Below are 19,520 nucleotides of genomic sequence, written 5' to 3' on the forward strand. Positions count from 1 at the left end.
GCACCAGGGCCACCCGTCCGGCGGTGTCGCGCAGATCGGCGGCGACGGCATCGGCCAGCCGGTCGTAACTCGGCTCCACGTCGTCGACCGCTCGGCCGTCACGAACGCGCGGCCGTCCGGCATCCGCCGCGCCCACTCCCGGACGACCTCGCCGACCGGCATGTCCTCGTAGCTCTCGGGCGAACTCAGGAACCCTCCCGGGCCGGAGCATGTCGGCCATCACGACCACCTCGTTCCCATCGCGAACACCAGCGGTAGGAAAGTACCGGCCGTTCGCCACGCGCACCGAGCCGCGGCTACCAGCTGCCGGTCAGGCGGTAGACGGCCATGATCGCGTCCAGGGGCGGGTTGACCGCGGGCGGCAGCACCTCGACGCCGTGGTTCGCGGTGGGGATGAGTCCTTTGGGGGCGCGACCTCTTCGGGTGCGGCGCAGCCAGATCGCCCAGCAGTTCCACTCGCTGCCGTGGCGCGAGCCGTACATGATGCCGTGGGCGAGGCTGTTGTCGTCGAGGGTGATCGGCCACAGCCGGGTGGCGATGGCGGTGGTGAGCGAGCGGTCGCTGCCGCGCAGTTCGGCCACGGTGACCTCGCCGATACCCCGGTCGACGAGGCTCTGCGGCGGGTACTTGGCGATCGCGGAGAGGCTCGACGCGGCCTCGATATCGATGAACCAGCCCATGGTGGGGAGGGTGACCCGGTAGAGGCGGTACTCGGCCAGCCAGGCCAGGTCGATATCGCGGGGCGGGCGGAAGCCGGCGTCGTCCCATTCCTCCTTGATCAGCGAGTCCAATTCGTCGTCCACACCGACATCGTCGAAGTAGGTCGAGGCGGCGACGGGCAGTTTCGGTTTCAGCGGAGCGAGCAGTTCACCGTAGGCGCCCTCCTCGGTGCTGGCCGCGTAGACGGTCCGCTGACCGGCCACGTCGTACCGGTTCCAGGGCGCGCGGGACTCGTCACCGGAGACGGCGCGCAACAGCGGGTTGAGCGCGCCGTAGGACGGTTTCGCCAGCCGATAGACCTCGCGGCTGGCCGAGGGAACGAGCACCAGCCCGGTCTTCGAGCAGGTCCGCCGGGCGCTCGAGCGCCTGACGTCCCTCATAGACACGAAGAATCCCCCTCACAGCCGGCTCAATCCGCTTGCAGCAGTTGAGCTTACTGGAAGGGGAATATCGAGCGCCCCTCAGTTACCCCCGGAACCGTCCACGAAAGCGACTGCGGCAGCGATCACTTCGGGATAGCGGCCCTCGCGGATGGCCACGGCGGGCGATTCCTCGCCCAGCCGCGGGTTGGCGCCGATGAACCACGAGCGGGCCACGTCCTCACTCTCGGCCGTGGCCAGCAGGATCCAACAGCGATGCGCGACCTGCAGCCGCGCCAGCGCCGCGTCCCGCGGGCGGGGGCCGTCCGCGTGCGCCCACTTGTGCGGGAGCTTGCGGTCGCGCACGCCGGCCACGAGTGCCACCAGCGTGGGGCCCAGATGCTGGATCAACTGACGTGCGAGCTCGGACGGCTTCAAACGGGCCGTCTCCACGTGGCTGGTGATGGCTCCGTTGAGGACTGCCATAACTGTCACGACCTTCGCTGCACGAGTTGATTCCCATATGGAGCTGACCAGGCAAGACTACCGGGCATGCCACCCAAATGCAACCGCTTGTGCTACCGTAACATCCCGCTGAAAACCCCACATCCCCTCTTCGAACGGCTACTCCTCCATGTGGCGATGGCTCCGCGGCGAACAGAACCCCGCCCATTCGACGGGCCTGCACAGCCCTCAGTCGCCGCCTCCGGACGCCGATCCACTCGGCATCAGCCTTCACTACCTGCATCTGTTCCGCGACGAGTACGAACGCTCGCGGTTTGTGGTGAAGACCCGGGCCAAGCGCGTCGTGGTCTGGACGGCCGTCGCCAACGGGCTCATCGCCGTACTCGGCACCGCCATCGCCGTGTACGACGCGCCGTGGCTCGGGCTGCTCAGCACCGGCCTCGCCGCGTCGACCAGCGTCATCACCGCGTGGGACGGGCTGTACCGCCATCGCGAGATGTGGGTGCAGCGCAGCGTGATCCTGGGCCAGCTGCAGACTCTCCTGCGCACCACCGAACTGCGGCAGGCCGACGGTGAGGACCGCAACGCGCTGGCACGCGAGACGATGCGGGAGCTGAACGACATCCTCGAGGAGGACCTCGAGGCCTGGACCTCGCTGCGCCGCACCCAGTCCGTGGTCCGCGACCGCGCCGAGGACGCCGACGAGGAATGACACGAAAGTCCGTATTGCGGGGGCGCAACCGGCGAGTGAATATTCTCTCGAGTTCTCGACTACCGGGGTAGCGTGGGCGGATCGCCCGCGATCATTGATCGGTTACCTCTGCGCTATCCCGTTGGGTCTCTTACACTCGCGGAGTAGACCGAGCCGGCCGGTCACCAGCCGCGCCGTGAACACCGGAGTATCCAGATGCTTTCTCGATGGAAGACCACCGCCGCCGCCGTGGCCGCCCTGGTCGCCGCCGCCCTGCCGATCGCCGCGGGTGCGCCGGCGGCACACGCCGCCCCGGACGGGTGCCCCGGCACCTATGTCGTAGCGATTCCCGGAACATGGGAGACCTCGAATTCCGAACCGGGCGAGGGCATGCTCGCCGCGGTGACCGACAACCTGCCGGGCGATATCCGAACCGACTACGTCGCCTACGCCGCGACCGCCTTCCCCTGGGAGGGCGACGTCTACGGCCGCTCCAAGCGGGAGGCGTTCGAGAAGGCCCGCGGACTGGTCGACTCGATGGCCCGCGCCTGCGGCGCAACGCAATTCGCCATCCTCGGCTACAGCCAGGGCGCCGACGCCGCCGGCGACCTCGCATCCGAGATCGGCACGGGACTCGGTGTCGTACCGGCCAACCGCGTCTCGATGGTCGGGCTCATCGCCGATCCGCGCCGCGCGCCCACCGACAACCTGATCGGCCCGCCCGTCCTGGGCGCCGGCGCCGGTGGCCCGCGGCTGGGCGGTTTCGGCTGGCTGTCGCCCCGGACCTACACCTTCTGCGTCGCCGGAGATCTGTACTGCTCCATGCCCGACGGCGATTTCGCCGGCCGCATCGCCGGATTCTTCGCCCAGATCTCCAACCCCGACCCGGCCCAGGTCGGCAACTACCAGCAGCAGGCGAACGCCCTCATCGCCGACGCCCTCGCCGCCGGCGGCCTCGGCCTGCTCTCCGACCAGCTCAACAACCAGGCCTACGACCAGCGCAAGAAGCAGGTCGACGATTTCGTGAAATCCGGTATCCACCAGAGCTACCCGGGCTACGTCGTCGACCCCTCCGGCGCCACCCCGCTGACCTGGCTGCGTCGCCAGCTGATCAATTCGGCATAGGGTCACCCGAATCCGGTCATGCCCCCTGACGGCAGGGGATCCGCACGACGGCGAGTTCTGCCGCGTAGCCCTCGTGCGGATCCCCTGAAGCCGTCGGCTGCGTCGCGAATCCGAGGGCGCCGCAGCCGTCCCCTCCTGGACCGGCTACACCCGCGAGATGCGGGTTCCGTCTCGAAAAGGCTAGTGAGCGTGCGGCTTTCAGCGGAACCTGTTTTGCGTAGACGGTTTTGCGCACGGGACGCCGGTGCGCGCCCGCTGCCTCAGCTCGCCGGGGTGGATGTCGAACCGGGCGACGAACGCGGCCCGGAACCAGCTCATCGAGGTGTAGCCGCAGGACGTCGCGATATCGACCACGGCCTGGGTGTTGTCCGGATCGGCGAGGCGTTCGTAGGCGCGCCGCAGCCGGGTTTCGCGCAACTCCTCGCCGGGCGTCCTCCCGGTCACCGTCTTCATCGCCAGCTCGAGCCGCCGGCGCGAACAGCCGAGGCTGTCGGCCAGCGTCTGCACCGTCAGGCGTGGGTCGTCGCTGTAGAGGCGGATACGCCGGCACGCGTCGGCGATAAGCCTGGCGTAGCCGTCCAGTTGCGGGGCCTGCCGATCGTCGAGCGTCCCCGCGACGAGATCGATGAGCGACCGGCCGATCGCGACGAATTCGACCGGGGTCAATCCGTGCCGATCGGCGGCGAGATTGCCAGCGAGGAGCCGGACGGTTCTCAGGACGGCGTTCTGTGGCCGGATCCCCAGCGCGCCCCGGGGGTCGGCGGCCGGTGGCAGCGCATAGGCGGGGATATTGAGGATGAAGGCGCGAAATCCGTCGTCGTGCGACATGACCATGCCCCGGTCCCAGCGCAGCACGCCCAGTTCACCCGGCCCCGCGCACACGGCGTGACCGGCCTGGCGCAGGCCGATCCGCCCGTCGAGCGGGATGACGAGCCGGGCGCTGTCGTCGCCGTCCGCCTTCGCGGCCGCGTCGCAGCGGTCGTAAACGATGGCGCTGGAGGCGAATTCGACGAGTTGCAGCTGATCGGGATCGTTCTCCTTCCGGCCCAGCGCCCGTTGCGTCCAGGTATGGCCGACGAACGCGTTCCGGGAACCGAACAGCGTCTCGGCCGTGCCCTGATTGCCGCCGACGTGGTCGCGCCACATATCGGTTCGGTCGGCCGCGGGCAGATCGGTGCCGAGGGATACCTCGAACACCTCGTATCGCAGACCCGCATCCGCGCTCTTCGCCATCGCGACCACCCACCCTCGGTCTCCGCGCGCACGCGTCCGCGCGGACCTGTCCGTCGACCCGCGCGGCCCGCCAATCTTCGTGTGCTCGTACGGATAGCACAAGACACGGGCCGGTGCGCGGCGAGCACACGACTCCGGTCGAGGGTTGCGGGAATGTCGCGGTAACGTTCTCGGCGATACCTCTACGGCCGGACGGGAATCTGTCATATGCCTATCGATGTTCGGGCCGCTGTCGGGGTCGCGGTGCCGGAGCAGGAGTTCGGGTGGGCGGAGGAGGACGTGCTCCGCTACCGGCGGGCCGTCGGTCAGGGGGCGCGGCAGCGGGGAATGCTGCCGACGTTCGCGATGACCGCTCCCGCCGCCTTCGGGGTGGCGTCGCCGGATTTCTACCAGCCCGAACCGCCGGAGATCCGGTTCCCCGGTATCCGGCTGAATCTGGCGACCCTGCTGCATCTGGAACAGGAACTCGTCGTGCCCGCGCCGCTCCCCCGGACCGGTTGCGCGCGGTGCACGGGTGAGGTCGTGGGCATCGAGGAGCGCGGGGACGCGGCGGTGCTGGTTCAGCGCACGACCTTGCGCGGGGACGACGGCGCCGCGCTGGTGTCCGGGATCTCGCGGATCCATGCCCGCGGCGAGGGCGGGGCGGGAGGCGGCAGTCGCGGCACGGCGATCGCGCCCACGCCCGATCGCCGTCCGGATGCCGAAATCCGCACGCCCACTTCCCCTTCGCAGGCGGTGTGGTACCAGGCGTGCGTCCGCGGCGCGTCGCTGCACGACAACATCCACACCGACGAGATCTTCGCCCGCGCGGCCGGATTTCCGGGACCGATCCTGCAGGGCGTGTGCACCTACGGGATGGTGTGCGCGGCCCTGGTCGACGCGGTCGCGGAATCGGATGCCGGGCGAGTGCGCAGGTACACAGCACGCTTCCGCGGCATCGCCTTCCCGGGAGAGTCACTGCACACCCGGATCTGGGACGAGGGCGACAGATACATCTTCCTCACCACCGTGCCCGAACGCGCCGACAAGCCGGTGCTGAGCGGCGAGTTCGGCATCAGGTAAGGGCGCGGCCGACATCCTCCCGCACGGTCCCGGTCAGCTCATGGTGCAGGCCCGTGGTGTCGCCGTCGGCGCGTTCCCTCGCCTGGTATTCGGCCATGCGCCGCACTGCCGCCCGGAAGTCGTCGTCCTGGACCAGCCGCACGAGGTCCATCCACGCCTCGACCTGTTCCGCGGTGGGATCCTCCGGCAGGTCGGGCATGGTCGGACCCGGTCCGCTCGGCCAGAGCCCCGATCGTGAAGAGCGCATCGTCGTCCATAACCCAGCCTCCTACCTCCCCCTGGTGGAGACTCGAGCGGACGGGGCCTCATACCACCGGGCCCGTGTGGCCGCCGTAGGTGGCTATCTTGTATTCGGTCGCGGCCAAGGAGAGGGTGAGTTCGCGGATGCGGCGGCGGATGGTGTCGCGGTGTTCGACGAGCATGTCGAGTCGCTCGGGAACCGTGTCGTCGCCCGCGTCGACGAGATCGACGTAGTGCTGGAGGTCGCGCATCGGCATGCCGGACAACCGCATTCGCGTCAGGAACACCAGCCGCCGGACGGCCTCGGCGTCGTAGCGGCGGTGGCCGCTGCTGTCGCGGCCGACCTCGATCAGGCCCGCGCGCTCGTAGTAGCGCAGGGTGTGGGGCGAGACGTCGAGCATGTCGGCGACCTCGGCGATGGTCATGGGCGCGGCGATGTCGCCCGCGTCCGCGAGGCGATGGATCACCTCGACCGACGCCGCGTCGTCCTCGTCGCCGAGCATCGCCAGCGCCCGCGCCATCAGTTCGTCGGTTGCCACGACAGCCAGCTTAAACGGGGTGCGCCGCGGCGGGGACGGCGTCGAAATCGGCGCTGCGGGCGGTCTCGGCCCAGCGCTCGACCTCCGCCAGGCCGCGGCGATACAGATCGGAGAGCCGCTCGACCGCCTCCTGCCCGAGCGGCAGCCGCAGCGGGACCTCGTCGCTGTGCGCGAGACGCACGATGATCTCGGCCGCGCGCACCGGATCGCCCTCCTGGACGCCGTGGGCGTCCGCCATATCGGCACGCAGCGTGGCGAGACTGTCGCGGTAGCTGTCCACGGTGTCGGCGAACTCGAGTTCAGCGTTGAACTCGGTGCGGAACCGGCTCGGCTCGACCAGCAGCACCCGGACCCCGAACGGTTCGACCTCGGCGGCCAGTGCTTCCGACCAGCCCTCGAGCGCGAACTTCGAGGCGCAGTAGGCGGAGACGCCGGGGAACGACACCCGGCCACCCTGGCTGCTCATCTGCACGATCGTGCCCGCGCCCTGGCGGCGCAGCACGGGCAACGCGGCCCGCACCAGCGCGGCCGGGCCGAACAGGTGCAGGTCCATCAGGTCCCGCAGCTGCGCGTCGCCGACCTCCTCGACCGCGCCGATCACTCCGCGCCCCGCATTGTTGACGAGTACGTCGAGACGCCCGAACCGGTCGATCGCGGCGTCCACCAGGCCGGCGGCCGCCTCGGTGGATCGGGCGTCGAACCGCACGACCGAGCAGCTGCCGGAGTACTCGGCCGCCAGATCCGCCACGCTGTCCGGCGTCCGGACGGCCGCCACGACATTGTCCCCGGCCGCGAGCGCGGCTTCCGCCAGCGCGCGCCCCAATCCCTTGGACGCGCCGGTGATGATCCAGGTCTGTGATGTCATGGCGGCGACGCTATGGCTTCGAGCGCGCTCGAACGCAAGAGCTGCCGCGCGGTGAGCCAGGTCATGGTGCGCCGAGGGAGTACGGGGCGTAATTTCGTTAATAAGCGAAATACCGAAGGGTGGTGGGCGTGCTCGACGAGTGCAAGGCGCTGGCCAACGGAACGCGGTTGCGCATCCTCGAGTGGCTCAAGGACCCGGCGGTGAATTTTCCGGAGAGCGCTTCGGACGCAAAGGATCTCGGGGTCTGCGTCGGGCTCATCCAGCGGAAGGCGGGGACGTCGGCGTCGACGATCTCGGCGCATCTGGCGATCCTGCAGCGCGCCGGATTCCTGGTGGCCACGCGGCGCGGGCAGTGGACGTACTACCGCCGGGACGACGACCGCATCCGCGTCTTCACCGCACACCTCCATCGCGATCTCTGACCTAGGAAAGGCTGCGTCGCATGCCTCTTGCACTGTCCATCCTCGACTTGGCGTCGATCGCCCCGGGCCGGTCGGCCCGCGACAGCTTCGACAACAGCGTCACCCTGGCCCGGGCGGCCGAGCGCAGCGGCTACCGGCGGGTCTGGTACGCCGAGCACCACAACATGGGCTCGATCGCCTCGAGCGCCACCAGTGTCCTGATCGGCCATGTCGCCGCGCACACCGACACGATCCGGCTCGGCTCCGGCGGCATCATGCTGCCCAACCATTCGCCGCTGGTGATCGCCGAGCAGTTCGGCACCCTGGAGACGCTCTTCCCCGGCCGCATCGACCTCGGGTTGGGCCGCGCGCCCGGCAGCGACCAGACCACCATGCGCGCCCTGCGGCGCACGCCCAGCTCCGCCGACTCCTTCCCCCAGGACGTGCTGGAACTACAGGGCTACCTCAGCGGCCACTCGCGGGTACCGGGTGTCCAGGCCGTCCCGCGCGCGGAAGGCGTTGTGCCGCTGTACATGCTGGGCTCGTCGCTGTTCGGGGCGCAGCTCGCAGCGGAACTCGGGCTGCCGTACGCGTTCGCCTCCCACTTCGCGCCCGACGCCCTGCACCAGGCGGTCGCCGTCTACCGTGACCGCTTCAAGCCGTCGGACCAGCTGGCCGAGCCGTACGTCATGGCCGGCGTCAACGTCTTCGCCGCGGACGACCACGAAGAAGCGGCCGAGCAGAAGACGATCGCCTACCGTGCCCGAGCCCGCATGATGGTCCGGCGGCGAGCCGCGGACGCCGACTTCACCGACGAGGAGATCGACGCGTTCCTGGCCTCCCCCAACGGCGCCCAGCTCACCTCGATGACGCGCTACACCGCGGTCGGCACCCCGGACGAGGTCCGCGCCTTTCTCGACGACTTCGCCGCCGATATCGCCGCCGACGAACTGATCCTCGCCCATCACGCCCACGACATCGATGACCGCGTGCGGTCGGTCGAATTGACCGGCGCCGCGTACGCGGCTCGCGCGACGGTCGACTGAGGCCGGGTATCGTCGGCCGGGCAGCCGCCGTACCGGACCGGGGAGAATCGTCATGCGTTTGATTTCGCTGCTCGTGTTCGTGTGGTTGATCGTGGGGGTGGTCGCGGCCGGTCAGCGCGGGTACCTCACGCAGATGTCGCAGAGCTGCGGGGAATTCGGGACCATCGCCCTGAATGTGATCAGCGGGCCGCTGAACTACCTGGGCCTCGATCCCAAAGTGACCGATTGCACGCTGCCGGAACCCAGTTCGACCCCGGAGTGACACCGCCCGCGTAGGCGGACCCGATACGCAGCGTGCAGCTACATCTACGGCAGGTGAAACGGCCGATCCTGAACGCGCTTGCCGGGAGGTTCCAAGTAGGAGAACCGGTTTCACACGCTGCGCCCGGGTAGGCGAGGAACGCGACAAGGCATGCGCTCCACCGGGAACGCTACGGCCTTCCCGGCCATGGGCAGGTCGCTCAGTCCGTCAGATCCCACAGCTCCAGCAACCGCTCGCGGAGCGGTTGCCGCGGTGAGGCTTTCGGCTCAGCGGCTGTGCGCGCCCGACGGGTCGCCGGTGCGGCCGACCACGCGGCTGCCCAGGAACGCGACGTAGGCGATCAGCCCGATGGCGCCCACGGTGCGGGTGCGGCGGTAGGCGATGGCGAGGCCGAGCAGGAGTTCGGTGAACCCGTTGCGGTAGGTCCACTGCCGCGTCGCGCTGGGGAAGGCGACGCCGGTGAGCTGATCGAAGACCTGCGGGGCGGTGAAGTGCGCGGCCCCGGCGCCCGCGAGGCCCAGTCCGAACAGCCGGGCAGGGGCGCCGGACGTCCGGCTCGGCGCCGGAGCGTGGCTCGCCTGACGCTTCCGCCTCCTGGGGCTCATAACTCACTCCTGTCGTCGGTCGTCGCGGCGACTCCGAGCGCCGCACCTCATGTCTGGGACAGTCTGTCACACACGCCGCGCATTTCGCCGAAGGCGTTGCCGCAGTTGCCCGGTAGCACACTGCACCCCGCTCGCGGCGTCTACACTGCGCTCGCCGGGATTTGAGGGGCCGACTATCGAAGGCGGGCGCATGACGAGCGTCGGAGACAGCATCGCGGGCCGGTACACACTGCGCGAGCTATTCCTCCTGGGCGGCGAGGGGATGGTCTGGCGGGCGACCGACGAGGACCTGCGCCGCGATGTCGTGCTGAAATGCCCCCGCCCCGACGATGCCGACAGCGCCGAGCGGCTGCGGACCGCCGCGCGCAACGCCGCGCGCCTGCGCCACCCGCACCTCGTCGGCGTGCACGACATCCTCACCCACGAGGGCGTGTGCTGGCTGGTCATGGAGTATGTGCCCGGCCGGTCGCTGGCCGAGATCGCCCGCAGGGAAAGCACACTCGGCCCACGCCGCGCCGCCGCCGTCGGCGAGCAGATCGCGGGCGCGCTGGCACATTGCCACGAACACGGGATCCTGCACTGCGACGTCTCCCCCGAGAACATCATCGTCACCGAGGCCGACGAGGCGCTGCTGACCGACTTCGGCAGTTCCCTGGATGTGCGCGAGGCCACCACCGGGGAACAGCCGGCCATCGATGTGACACGCGGGAAGTGGCAGTACGTGGCGCCGGAGATCGAGCGCGGCACGTCCGCCGGACCGAAATCGGACGTCTACGCGCTGGGGGCCACGCTGCTCGCCGTGACCGAACGCCGGCGACACTCCGGCCCGTTCGAGGCGCTGCTCGCCCAGCTGATGCGCCCGCACCCGAATCAGCGCCCGACCGCCGCCTCGGCCGCCGCCCGTTTCGCGCGCGTGGAAAGACCTGCGCGCGAATGGGATCGCGCGGTGCTGCGGCGGGCCGCCCTCGGCGCGGTGGAGATCGCCGCGGTGGCGCTGACGGTCGTGGCCGGGGTGGCCGTGCCGGTCGCCGGGGCCGCGGACCCCATCGGTGATCCACGCAGCGCCGATCCGTGCGCGCTGCTGGATCCGTCCACGCTGTCCGGGTTCGGGCGGATCGACACGGCCACCGACGACGCCAATTTCGACACCTGTGACCTGCGGGTGCGGCAGTGGGGCGAGGATTTCCATCCCGATATCGGCCACGTCCGGCTCACCCTGTCGGCCGACGCGCCCGAGCGGAGTTCGCAGATCGCCTATCGCCGCACCGGGAACGTCACGGTCGCCGCGGAACCGGCCGGCGCCACGAGATGCGTTCGGACCCTGATTATTTCGGGGAGCGGCAATATCGAGATCATCGGCGAGCGCAAGACGCCGGACGGGCCGGACCCGTGCGCGCTGGCCGACGCGACGGCCGCGCACGCGCGAGATGTGGTGTGGCACGGCCCGATTCCGCGCCGGCCCGCGCCCTTCCCACCCACATCCCTGGCCCGGCACGAGGCGTGCGGGCTGGTGGACGCGGGCGCACTCGCCAAGGTGGCGGGGATCGACGCGGTCCACCCGGCGGCCGGATTCGGCAACTGGTCCTGCCGCTGGGACAGCACCATCGACGGCCACGTGACCGTGCGCTTCGACCGCGATCCGGTGAAGACCGCCGCGGCCGGCCAACCACTCACCCTCTCCGGCTTCCCCGGTTTCCGCCGCAGCGGCCCGAAACCCGTGGACGACTGCGTAATCCAACTCGAATACCGTCCGTTCCGCGGCCCCACCGGCGGCCTCCACGCCGAGGTGGTGGTCATCCGATTCACCTCCGCCCAACCCCCGGACCAGCGCTGCGCCACGGTCACCGACCTCGCCACCACAGTCGCCACCAACCTCACCCGCTGACACCCGCACATCCCGGCCCCCAACGACATCCGCTCACAGGCCGCGCCTCCTGGGCACCATCCCGCCCCCGCACCGCCTTTTTCCGGCATGCTTTTGGCCGGAATCCACCTACGCCACTGGGGGTCCCGGCCAAAAGCATGCCGGGAAATCCGCGGCGATCGGCGGGGGGTCAGGGCTCGCCGCCGAACTCGATCAGGTCGAGGTCGCGGGGGACCAGGGTGCCGGTCAGCATGAGTTCGCGGATCAGGTTGTGGTTCAGCATATTTCCGATGGGCTGGGGGACGTCCTCGGCGGTCAGGCCGAGCACGCCGAGGCCGGCCAGGCGCAGGCGGACGGCGGTCACCATCTCCTCGACGCGGCGGCGCTTCCAGCCGGCGCCGGGCTGGATCTCGGCCAGGAGTTTCGCGGTGGCGTCCCAGGTCCACGGCTGCGGGTTCGGCTCGTGGCGCAGGTACCGCTGGCCGAGCACGATCAGCGCCAGCCGTTCGGTGTCGCTCAGGTCGTAGGAGGTGACGGGGCTGGTCACGTGCCGGTGGCGAGGTCCGGGCTCGCACTGGTCCGCCTCGCTGACGAAGATCTCGAGCAGGTGTTCGCGACGATCCGTGCCGCGAATGAACAGCGGTGTGTAGCCGGTGTCCAGGGGCATGGGCTCCTCGTCGCGGAACAGCATGCACGATTCGGCGATCCGGATCGGCTGCGCACCCAGATTGTGGACCCACCACCGGCCGCCGCCGCAGACCAGCGTGCCCTGGCGGCGGCTGATGCGCAGATCGTTCTCCCCCACACAGACGTGCACCAGCGGGCGGTTGCGGCCGAACAGGATCTTCCGTCCCTCTTTGGGACCGAAACTGACGCCGCCGACCAGCGACAGCGCCGACATCGTCCCCGCGACCGGCGCGGCCACCCCCCGCGCGAGGCTGTCGTGCGAGGCGGGCAGGCGCTGCCCGCCCACGGGCTCCAACGTCCGACACATCCGAATCACCTGTCCTCTCCAGGCCTACGTCCGTAGATCAGATCCTGACAGCGTTTCCCGGGACCCGTCCCGGAAAGCCGTTGCGGCATTAGGGTGACTGCGACGCTGCCGGTGATCCGGGCAGCCCGAGGAAGGGGGTTCGCGTGCTGATTCCGTTGCGCGACGAGGGCGGCGCGCCGCTGGAGTACGTCGTCATGGGACTCGGCTGGGACCCGGCGCACGGGCGGCGCTGGTTCGGCGCGCGCAAGCCCCCGGTCGATCTCAACGCCGCCGCGCTGCTGTTCAGCGGCGGCGACCTCGTCGACGTCGTCTATCACGAACAGCTCGGCACCGCCGACGGCGCGGTCCGCCTGCACGGGGACGATCTCACCGGCGAGGGGCCCGGCGACGACGAACTCCTGATGATCGACTTCACCCGCATTTCGCCGTCGATCGATGCCGTCGTCCTGCTGGTGACGTGCTATTCGGAGCAGACGTTCGGCGATATCGAGAATGCCTACTGCCGGCTCACCTACGCCTCGGGCACCGAACTCGCCCGCTACGACCTGCCGTCAAGCCCCCACACCGGGCTGGTGATGGGCGTCCTGCAACGCGCGGGCTCGGAGTGGCGATTCCGGCAGGTCATCGAGGGCATCGCCGCCCGCCACCCGGCCGACGCGGTCCCCCTCCTGGGTCAGTACCTGACCTGAACCGCGTGTCACCCCCGCCGACGCGGAGACAACGGGCAACACTTTCGGCATGACCGACGAGCCGGATCAGCCTGCCGAGCCACGGCCCGGCCGCTCTCCCGCCACCCGCGGCGGTTCCGCCACTGCCCGCGGCAATTCCCCCACGGCCCGTAACCGTTCCTTCACTGCCCGCAGCCGTTCCTTCACTGCCCGCGTCCTGGCTTGGGGGCGGGCGGCCGAGCGCGCCCTGCACCCGAACTACGCCGGGGTGGTGGTCGCGGCGATCTTCTTCGCGTGGTCGGTGTCGCCCTCGCTCATGCCCCGGACGTGGCTCTTCCAGGGGCTGGTCAGCGGGGTCACCGCCGCGATCGGCTACGGCGTCGGATGCCTGCTGGAGTGGGCGTTCCGGCGGTGGGTGAGCCCGCGGCTGCCCGCGCTGCCGCCGCGTCTCGCGCGGATCGCGCAGCCCTCCGAGAACGCGCGCAACGTGGTCAAGGTGGTCGTCCTGCTCGCGGTGGTGATCGGCGCGGCCGTGATCCTGGCCCGATCGGCGCGGTGGCAGCGCGATATCCAGAGCCTGATGGGTATGGATCCGACCACCACCTCCGGATATCTGCGGACCGAACTGCTCGGCTTCGCGACCCTCGCCCTGATCGTCCTGCTGTTCCGCGCGCTGCGCTGGGCGGTGAACAAGGTTGCTGGAGCACTGGTTTCGCGGCTGCGCGTGCCCCGGCGGGTCGCGCTGGCGGGTGGGGTCGTGGTGGTGGCCGTCGCCGTGGTGCTGCTGTTCCAGGGTGTTCTGGTGCGGGCCTTCTTCGATGTCGCCAACTCTGCCTTCAGCCTGCGTAACGGCCGCACGTCCCCCGCCGCCGTGCAACCGCAGCTGCCGGAACGTTCGGGCAGCCCGACGTCGGCGGCGCCCTGGGACACCCTCGGCTCCGAGGGTCGCTGGTTCGTCTCGTTCGTGCCGTCCGCCGAGCGGATCGCGGCGGTCACCGGCGCACCGGCCCGCGAGCCGATCCGGGTCTACGCCGGGCTGGAATCCGCGCCGGACCCCCAGGCGGTCGCGGATCTCGTGGTGCGAGAGCTGGAGCGCACCAAGGCATTCGAGCGCAAGGTTCTGGTGCTGGTGACGACGACCGGCACCGGCTGGGTGGATTCGACCACCGCGGAGGCCGTGGAATTCGCCTACGGCGGCGATACCGCCATCGCCGCGACGCAGTACTCGTACCTGCCCAGTGTGCTGTCGTTCCTGTCCGACCGCGACAAGGCCACCGAGGCCGGGCGGTTGCTGATCGATACGGTGCACGCCCGCTGGTCCACGCTGCCGCCGGAGTCCCGCCCGAAACTGCTGGTCTACGGCGAGAGCCTGGGATCGCAGGGCTCCGAGGCGGCCTTCGGCGGGCTCGGCGACATCCGGAGCAAGGTCGACGGTGTGCTGTGGGTCGGTCCGCCGAACTCCAACCGCATCTGGAGCGAGGTCGCGCGACGCCGCGACCCGGGGACGCCGGAGGTGCTGCCCATCTACGCCGACGGTCTCGTGGTGCGTTTCGCCGCCGCCGGCCCGGAACTGGACCGCCCACCGGGACAATGGCTTTCACCGCGCGTGGCATACCTCCAACACGCCTCCGACCCGATCGTGTGGTGGTCGCCGGACCTGCTGTTCCAGCGCCCGGACTGGCTGTCGGAGCCGCGCGGCGCCGACGTGTCCCGCTCGATGCGCTGGTGGCCCGTCGTCACCTTCTGGCAGGTGAGCGCGGATCTCGCGCTGGCACAGTCGGTTCCGTCCGGCCACGGCCACCGGTACGGCACCCTGGTCCTCGACGGCTGGGCGGCCGTCGCGCAGCCGCCCGGCTGGACTCCCGAACTCGCCCAGCGCATCCGCGTGGCGCTCGACGAGGACTGGGATCGGGAGATCGCGGAGAAGTGAGGACCGGCTCTACACTCGGTGCTTCGCGCGTCGAGAGGAGTTCAGCATGACGGTCACCCCGGACGACACGGTGCTCCGGTGGTTGCGTGAGCCGAGATTCTGGACCGTCGGGACGCTGAATCCCGATGGCTCGCCGCAGCTCACGCCCATGTGGGTGGGGCTGGAGACCATCGACGGCGTCGAGCGCATCGTCATGAACACCTCGGCCGGCCGGGTGAAGGAGGAGAACCTGCGCCGGGATCCGCGCCTGTCGCTGTGCTGCTTCGACACCGAGAACCCGTACGACCGGGTCGAGATCCGCGGCCGCGTGACCGGCTTCGTCGAGGGCGACGAGGCCGTGCGCATCATGGACCGGCTGGCACGGAAGTATCTCGGCGTCGAGACGTTCCCCTGGCTGATCGAGGGTGAGCGGCGGGTGGCCGTCCTCATCGAACCGGACCGCATCCATCACACGGTCGGCGTCGAGCCGTTCCGGCCCGGCGTCCTCGCCGCTCCGGAATCCTGATCCGCGGGCATTCGCGAGGAGGCGAAAATGTTGTCCCTGCAAGAGATTTCGGATCGGCTGGAGATTCAAGACCTGATGGTGCGGTACTCGCACGCCGTCGACACTCGGCAGTGGGAGTTGCTGGACGAGGTCTTCACCGCCGACGCGGTCATCGACTACTCCGCCATGGGCGGCTCCCAAGGCGGCCTGGCGGAGACCAAACAGTTCCTGGAGCAGGTGATGCCCAATTTCCTCGCCTTCCAGCATCTCATCAGCAACTCGTCCATCACCGTGAACGGCGATACGGCCACCGGCCGCACCATGTGCCACAACCCGATGCTCGTCGCGGACCAGGACGGGACGCAGCGCATGATGCTGTGCGGGCTGTGGTACCTGGACACGTTCGAGCGGGTGGAGGGGGCTTGGCGCATCAAGCGGCGGGAAGAGGAGAAGAGCTATATGTTCGTCGCGCCGTCTGTCGGGTAGGCGGGCGCGGGGTGCGCTGACGGAATCCTCGGGGAGCGGGGGCGTTGTCAGAGGTATGACGTCTTTGCGCTCGGTTCGGTTCTCGGTGTTGGATCGTTCGCGGGTTCGGCGGGGGCAGAGTCATCCGGAGGCGCTGCGGGAGACCGTGGAGTTCGGGCAACTGGCCGAGGAATGGGGTTATCACCGGTTCTGGGTGTCGGAGCATCACAGCGTGCCGGGGGTGGCCGGGTCCGCCCCGACCGTGCTGGCCGCCGCCGTCGCCGGGGCGACGAGCCGGATCAGAGTGGGGACGGGCGGGGTGATGCTGCCCAACCATCAGCCACTGGTCGTCGCCGAGCAGTTCGGGGTGCTGGAATCGCTGTTTCCGGGGCGGATCGATATGGGCCTGGGCCGCTCGGTCGGCTTCACCGGCGGGGTGCGGCGCGCGCTCGGCCACGGCAAGGACGACGCGGACGATGTCGACCAACAGCTCACCGAGCTGCTGGACTATTTCTCCGGCGGCCGGCAGGGCGTGCACGCGTGGCCGGCGGAGGGGCTGCGGGTGCCGGCGTTTCTGCTGGCCATCGGCTCCGGCGCGGACCGGGCCGCCCGCTTCGGCCTGCCCCTGGTCATCGCGGCCGCGCGCGGCGAGGACGCGATGGTGCGCTCGATCGAGCAGTACCGCACCGACTTCCGGGCCACCCGGTGGGGCTCGGAACCCGTCGTGATCGTGTCCGGATCGATTGTTCTCGCCGACACCGCCGAGCAGGCCCGGCGCCTGCTGATGCCCGAGGCGTGGGCCGCCGCGTACTCGCGCACCCGGGGCGAATTCCCGGTCCTGATCCCGCCGGAGGATATCGACCCGGCGGCGATGACCGAACGCGAGCGGCAATTCTTCGACGCGTCGATGCAGGGGCATTTGGCGGGGACCGAGGAAACCGTCGCGGAGGAACTCGAGCGACTACTGGATCGCACCGGAGCCGACGAATTCCTGGTGCACACCAGCACCTACGACCGAGCCGCGCGGCTGGAATCGCACCGGCGGCTCGCACGGCTCGTCGGCCTGGCTCCGAGCGACAGGCTCTGTGCCCCATCTGGGGACACAGAGCCTTTGGTCGCCTCGAAGGCACGGACATAACGCAGATGCTGCAGCATCGTCGCACGGTCCGAGCGGGAGCCTACTTGGACAAAGCCGCCGTTTCGGTGACCTCCGCGTGCGAGTTGCTGCCCCATCCCACATGCGCCTCGGCGCGCATCCGCTCGACCATGTGCGGGTAGTGCAGCTCGAACGCCGGACGCTCCGACCGGATACGCGGCAACTCGTAGAAGTTGTGCCGCGGCGGCGGGCAGGTGGTGGCCCATTCCAGCGAGTTGCCGTAGCCCCACGGATCGTCCACGGTGACGACCTCGCCGTACCGGTAGCTCTTGAAGACGTTCCAGACGAACGGCAGCGTCGAGGCGCCGAGAATGAAGGCGCCGATGGTCGAGATCGTATTCAGCAGGGTGAAATTATCCGACGGCAGATAGTCCGCGTAGCGGCGCGGCATGCCCTCGGCGCCGACCCAGTGCTGCACCAGGAAGGTCGTGTGGAAGCCGATGAACGTGGTCCAGAAGTGCCACTTGCCGAGACGCTCGTCCAGCATCCGGCCCGTCATCTTCGGGAACCAGAAGTAGATACCCGCATAGGTAGCGAAGGCGATCGTCCCGAACAGCACGTAGTGGAAGTGCGCCACCACGAAATAGCTGTCGGAGACGTGGAAGTCCAGCGGCGGGCTGGCCAGGATGACGCCCGACAGGCCACCGAACAGGAACGTCACGATGAACCCGACCGAGAACAGCATCGGCGACTCGAACGTCAACTGCCCCTTCCACATCGTCCCGATCCAGTTGAAGAACTTCACACCCGTCGGCACCGCGATCAAGAACGTCATGAACGAGAAATACGGCAGCAGGACCGCACCGGTGGCGTACATGTGATGCGCCCACACCGCGATCGACAACGCGGCGATACCCAGCGTCGCGTACACCAGCGTCGTATACCCGAAGATCGGCTTCCGGCTGAACACCGGGAAGATCTCCGACACGATCCCGAAGAACGGCAACGCGATGATGTACACCTCGGGATGCCCGAAATACCAGAACAAATGCTGATACAGCAGCGCACCACCGGAAGCCGGATCGTAGATGTGCCCACCCAGGTGCCGATCGTAGGCCAGCGCCATCAACGCGGCGGTCAGCAGCGGAAACGCCAGCAGGATCAGCACGCTGGTGACGACGATATTCCAGGTGAAGATCGGCATCCGGAACAACGTCATACCGGGAGCGCGCAGGCACACGACCGTCGTGATCATGTTGACCCCGCCCAGAATCGTGCCCAGACCGGAGACCGCGAGTCCGAGAATCCAGAGATCGCCGCCGACGCCCGGGGAATGCACGATATCCGACAGCGGTGTGTACGCGGTCCAGCCGAAATCGGCGGCGCCACCGGGAGTGAGAAAACCCGCGGTCGCCATCGACGCGCCGAACAGATACAGCCAATAACTGAACGCGTTCAGGCGCGGGAACGCCACATCCGGGGCGCCGATCTGCAATGGCAGCACGATATTCGCGAAGGCGAACACGATGGCCGTCGCGTAGAACAGCAGCATGATCGTGCCGTGCATGGTGAACAGCTGATTGAACTGTTCCGGCGACAGGAACTGCAGGCCCGGACGCGCCAGCTCACCACGCATCAGCAGCGCCATCACACCGCCGATGAGGAAGAACGACATGGCCGTGAACAGATACATCTGGCCGAGCATCTTCGGATCGGTGGTGGTGATCGCCTTGTACAGGAACGACCCTTTCGGCCCGGTCCGCGCCGGATAAGGCCTCGCGGCCTCGAGCTGGCCCTCCGGCTTCGGAGATACAGCAGTCAACACATCCTCCTAGGTCGTTCCCCGCAACTCGCCCGCGCTGACGGAACCGCACATGAAAAGCCTGAATGACGCGCACTGTCGAACCCAAGCAGCATACTTGCGGCTACCGGATGGACGTGGGGGAACACTCCGCAACAGGCCCCGTGTCCGCTGAGGACACGGGGCCTGTGTGGAGCCCGAGGGACCTGGCTGTCAGGAGCTGGGCTGGGTCAGGTCGTAGACCGTCGTGCCACCGACCGTGACGGCGGTGAAGTGTGCCTCGACCCACTCGGTGATCTCCGACGACACTCCTCGCTCACCGCCGGGGCCGCCCATGCCGCTGCCCGCGATGTAGTAGTGGATATCGCCGTCCGCGACGTACTGCTGGAACTGGGCCGGCGTCGGGGATTCGTCGCTGCCGGTGAATCCGCCGATCCCCATCACCGAGGTCCCGGTGGACAACTCGAGGCTGCCGGCGGACTGCGCGCCCGTCGTCGCCGCGGCCCACCGGTAGTCGCCGCTGTTCTTCAGCAACTGCTGGAGTTCGGTATTGCTGCTCGCGTTGCCGCCGGGAGTGCCACCCTGAGGCGCCGTACCGCCCTGCG

22 protein-coding genes are annotated in these 19,520 nt (G+C 69.2%); 12 read left to right on the plus strand and 10 right to left on the minus strand.

Going from position 1 to position 19,520, the window contains the following annotated elements:
* Positions 1-296: 296 nt before the first annotated feature.
* Positions 297-1,100, minus strand: coding sequence for an RES domain-containing protein (locus ON41_RS30890; protein WP_083905749.1), 804 nt, complete (start codon positions 1,098-1,100; stop codon positions 297-299).
* A gap of 81 nt (positions 1,101-1,181) precedes the next feature.
* Entirely contained in the window at positions 1,182-1,565 is a 384-nt protein-coding gene (locus tag ON41_RS30895; protein WP_040751652.1) for a hypothetical protein, read from the minus strand.
* A gap of 148 nt (positions 1,566-1,713) precedes the next feature.
* Here ON41_RS30895 and ON41_RS30900 point away from each other — a divergent pair, with 148 nt between their 5' ends.
* Together ON41_RS30900 and ON41_RS30905 are read left to right on the plus strand one after the other, a co-directional pair.
* Positions 1,714-2,256: an SLATT domain-containing protein gene (locus tag ON41_RS30900; RefSeq protein ID WP_040751653.1), complete on the plus strand. Its 543-nt coding sequence runs from the start codon at positions 1,714-1,716 to the stop codon at positions 2,254-2,256.
* Positions 2,257-2,451: 195 nt separating this feature from the next.
* On the plus strand, positions 2,452-3,360 hold the full coding sequence (locus ON41_RS30905) for a cutinase family protein (protein ID WP_040751654.1): 909 nt from the start codon (positions 2,452-2,454) through the stop codon (positions 3,358-3,360).
* 198 nt (positions 3,361-3,558) lie between these two features.
* Here ON41_RS30905 and ON41_RS30910 read toward each other — a convergent pair whose 3' ends face one another.
* On the minus strand, positions 3,559-4,593 hold the full coding sequence (locus ON41_RS30910) for a helix-turn-helix transcriptional regulator (RefSeq protein WP_169336525.1): 1,035 nt from the start codon (positions 4,591-4,593) through the stop codon (positions 3,559-3,561).
* A gap of 207 nt (positions 4,594-4,800) precedes the next feature.
* On the opposite strand from ON41_RS30910, the gene ON41_RS41210 reads away from it, so the two are divergent.
* Positions 4,801-5,655 carry a MaoC/PaaZ C-terminal domain-containing protein gene (locus tag ON41_RS41210; protein ID WP_040751656.1) on the plus strand — a complete coding sequence of 285 codons (855 nt, stop codon included), beginning with the start codon at positions 4,801-4,803 and terminating at the stop codon, positions 5,653-5,655.
* On the opposite strand, the gene ON41_RS30920 is transcribed toward ON41_RS41210, so the two are convergent.
* From ON41_RS30920 to ON41_RS30930, 3 genes are all read right to left on the minus strand, one after another.
* A complete protein-coding gene (locus ON41_RS30920; protein WP_040751658.1) occupies positions 5,648-5,854 on the minus strand; it encodes a hypothetical protein in 207 nt (68 codons plus the stop codon). The genes ON41_RS41210 and ON41_RS30920 overlap by 8 nt on opposite strands.
* Positions 5,855-5,960: 106 nt before the next feature.
* The gene (locus tag ON41_RS30925) at positions 5,961-6,434 is read right to left on the minus strand and encodes a MerR family transcriptional regulator (RefSeq protein ID WP_040751659.1); all 474 of its coding nucleotides are present in this window, start codon (positions 6,432-6,434) and stop codon (positions 5,961-5,963) included.
* Positions 6,435-6,444: 10 nt separating this feature from the next.
* Complete coding sequence (locus tag ON41_RS30930; protein WP_040751660.1) at positions 6,445-7,299, minus strand: SDR family oxidoreductase; 855 nt, start codon at positions 7,297-7,299, stop codon at positions 6,445-6,447.
* 128 nt (positions 7,300-7,427) lie between these two features.
* Here ON41_RS30930 and ON41_RS30935 point away from each other — a divergent pair, with 128 nt between their 5' ends.
* The 3 genes from ON41_RS30935 to ON41_RS30945 are packed head-to-tail and all read left to right on the plus strand — an operon-like array spanning position 7,428 to position 9,008.
* Complete coding sequence (locus tag ON41_RS30935) at positions 7,428-7,721, plus strand: ArsR/SmtB family transcription factor (RefSeq protein ID WP_246829633.1); 294 nt, start codon at positions 7,428-7,430, stop codon at positions 7,719-7,721.
* 20 nt (positions 7,722-7,741) lie between these two features.
* Positions 7,742-8,746 carry an LLM class flavin-dependent oxidoreductase gene (locus ON41_RS30940; protein WP_040751662.1) on the plus strand — a complete coding sequence of 335 codons (1,005 nt, stop codon included), beginning with the start codon at positions 7,742-7,744 and terminating at the stop codon, positions 8,744-8,746.
* Between the two features lie 52 nt (positions 8,747-8,798).
* Entirely contained in the window at positions 8,799-9,008 is a 210-nt protein-coding gene (locus ON41_RS30945) for a hypothetical protein (protein WP_040751664.1), read from the plus strand.
* Between the two features lie 266 nt (positions 9,009-9,274).
* Here ON41_RS30945 and ON41_RS30950 read toward each other — a convergent pair whose 3' ends face one another.
* Entirely contained in the window at positions 9,275-9,613 is a 339-nt protein-coding gene (locus ON41_RS30950; RefSeq protein WP_218003582.1) for a DoxX-related protein, read from the minus strand.
* 190 nt (positions 9,614-9,803) lie between these two features.
* Here ON41_RS30950 and ON41_RS39395 point away from each other — a divergent pair, with 190 nt between their 5' ends.
* Positions 9,804-11,498, plus strand: a complete 1,695-nt coding sequence (locus ON41_RS39395) for a serine/threonine-protein kinase (RefSeq protein ID WP_051162848.1) — start codon at positions 9,804-9,806, stop codon at positions 11,496-11,498.
* Positions 11,499-11,667: 169 nt separating this feature from the next.
* On the opposite strand, the gene ON41_RS30960 is transcribed toward ON41_RS39395, so the two are convergent.
* Positions 11,668-12,471, minus strand: coding sequence for an FHA domain-containing protein (locus tag ON41_RS30960; protein WP_051162850.1), 804 nt, complete (start codon positions 12,469-12,471; stop codon positions 11,668-11,670).
* A gap of 143 nt (positions 12,472-12,614) precedes the next feature.
* On the opposite strand from ON41_RS30960, the gene ON41_RS30965 reads away from it, so the two are divergent.
* The 5 genes from ON41_RS30965 (at position 12,615) to ON41_RS30985 (ending at position 17,156) form a co-directional block, all read left to right on the plus strand.
* Complete coding sequence (locus tag ON41_RS30965) at positions 12,615-13,160, plus strand: TerD family protein (protein ID WP_085995861.1); 546 nt, start codon at positions 12,615-12,617, stop codon at positions 13,158-13,160.
* 49 nt (positions 13,161-13,209) lie between these two features.
* Complete coding sequence (locus tag ON41_RS30970) at positions 13,210-15,069, plus strand: alpha/beta hydrolase (protein ID WP_083905752.1); 1,860 nt, start codon at positions 13,210-13,212, stop codon at positions 15,067-15,069.
* Between the two features lie 46 nt (positions 15,070-15,115).
* Positions 15,116-15,574, plus strand: a complete 459-nt coding sequence (locus ON41_RS30975; RefSeq protein ID WP_040751665.1) for a PPOX class F420-dependent oxidoreductase — start codon at positions 15,116-15,118, stop codon at positions 15,572-15,574.
* Positions 15,575-15,601: 27 nt separating this feature from the next.
* On the plus strand, positions 15,602-16,039 hold the full coding sequence (locus ON41_RS30980) for a nuclear transport factor 2 family protein (RefSeq protein ID WP_040751666.1): 438 nt from the start codon (positions 15,602-15,604) through the stop codon (positions 16,037-16,039).
* Positions 16,040-16,124: 85 nt separating this feature from the next.
* Positions 16,125-17,156: an LLM class flavin-dependent oxidoreductase gene (locus tag ON41_RS30985; RefSeq protein WP_306307796.1), complete on the plus strand. Its 1,032-nt coding sequence runs from the start codon at positions 16,125-16,127 to the stop codon at positions 17,154-17,156.
* A gap of 40 nt (positions 17,157-17,196) precedes the next feature.
* Here the strand turns inward: ON41_RS30985 and ctaD are convergent, their stop codons facing one another.
* Complete coding sequence (ctaD, locus tag ON41_RS30990; protein WP_040751674.1) at positions 17,197-18,936, minus strand: aa3-type cytochrome oxidase subunit I; 1,740 nt, start codon at positions 18,934-18,936, stop codon at positions 17,197-17,199.
* A gap of 192 nt (positions 18,937-19,128) precedes the next feature.
* Positions 19,129-19,520: mannosyltransferase YkcB-related protein (locus ON41_RS30995; RefSeq protein ID WP_506339400.1), on the minus strand; the 392-nt coding region annotated here is incomplete at its 5' end.

This window comes from Nocardia transvalensis NBRC 15921, from assembly GCF_000308875.1.
Classification (GTDB): Bacteria; Actinomycetota; Actinomycetes; order Mycobacteriales; family Mycobacteriaceae; genus Nocardia; species Nocardia transvalensis.

What these genes read in the sequence shown, in the direction of transcription:
- ON41_RS30975 (WP_040751665.1), top strand. Translation starts at nt 15,116, where the DNA reads ATGACGGTCACCCCGGACGACACGGTGCTCCGGTGGTTGCGTGAGCCG.
- ON41_RS30980 (WP_040751666.1), top strand. Translation starts at nt 15,602, where the DNA reads ATGTTGTCCCTGCAAGAGATTTCGGATCGGCTGGAGATTCAAGACCTG.
- ON41_RS30890 (WP_083905749.1), bottom strand. Translation starts at nt 1,100, where the DNA reads ATGAGGGACGTCAGGCGCTCGAGCGCCCGGCGGACCTGCTCGAAGACC.
- ON41_RS30920 (WP_040751658.1), bottom strand. Translation starts at nt 5,854, where the DNA reads ATGCCCGACCTGCCGGAGGATCCCACCGCGGAACAGGTCGAGGCGTGG.
- ON41_RS30900 (WP_040751653.1), top strand. Translation starts at nt 1,714, where the DNA reads ATGTGGCGATGGCTCCGCGGCGAACAGAACCCCGCCCATTCGACGGGC.
- ON41_RS30950 (WP_218003582.1), bottom strand. Translation starts at nt 9,613, where the DNA reads ATGAGCCCCAGGAGGCGGAAGCGTCAGGCGAGCCACGCTCCGGCGCCG.
- ON41_RS30905 (WP_040751654.1), top strand. Translation starts at nt 2,452, where the DNA reads ATGCTTTCTCGATGGAAGACCACCGCCGCCGCCGTGGCCGCCCTGGTC.
- ON41_RS30970 (WP_083905752.1), top strand. Translation starts at nt 13,210, where the DNA reads ATGACCGACGAGCCGGATCAGCCTGCCGAGCCACGGCCCGGCCGCTCT.
- ON41_RS30945 (WP_040751664.1), top strand. Translation starts at nt 8,799, where the DNA reads ATGCGTTTGATTTCGCTGCTCGTGTTCGTGTGGTTGATCGTGGGGGTG.
- ON41_RS30940 (WP_040751662.1), top strand. Translation starts at nt 7,742, where the DNA reads ATGCCTCTTGCACTGTCCATCCTCGACTTGGCGTCGATCGCCCCGGGC.
- ON41_RS30930 (WP_040751660.1), bottom strand. Translation starts at nt 7,299, where the DNA reads ATGACATCACAGACCTGGATCATCACCGGCGCGTCCAAGGGATTGGGG.
- ON41_RS30910 (WP_169336525.1), bottom strand. Translation starts at nt 4,593, where the DNA reads ATGGCGAAGAGCGCGGATGCGGGTCTGCGATACGAGGTGTTCGAGGTA.
- ON41_RS30960 (WP_051162850.1), bottom strand. Translation starts at nt 12,471, where the DNA reads ATGTGTCGGACGTTGGAGCCCGTGGGCGGGCAGCGCCTGCCCGCCTCG.
- ON41_RS39395 (WP_051162848.1), top strand. Translation starts at nt 9,804, where the DNA reads ATGACGAGCGTCGGAGACAGCATCGCGGGCCGGTACACACTGCGCGAG.
- ON41_RS30895 (WP_040751652.1), bottom strand. Translation starts at nt 1,565, where the DNA reads ATGGCAGTCCTCAACGGAGCCATCACCAGCCACGTGGAGACGGCCCGT.
- ON41_RS41210 (WP_040751656.1), top strand. Translation starts at nt 4,801, where the DNA reads ATGCCTATCGATGTTCGGGCCGCTGTCGGGGTCGCGGTGCCGGAGCAG.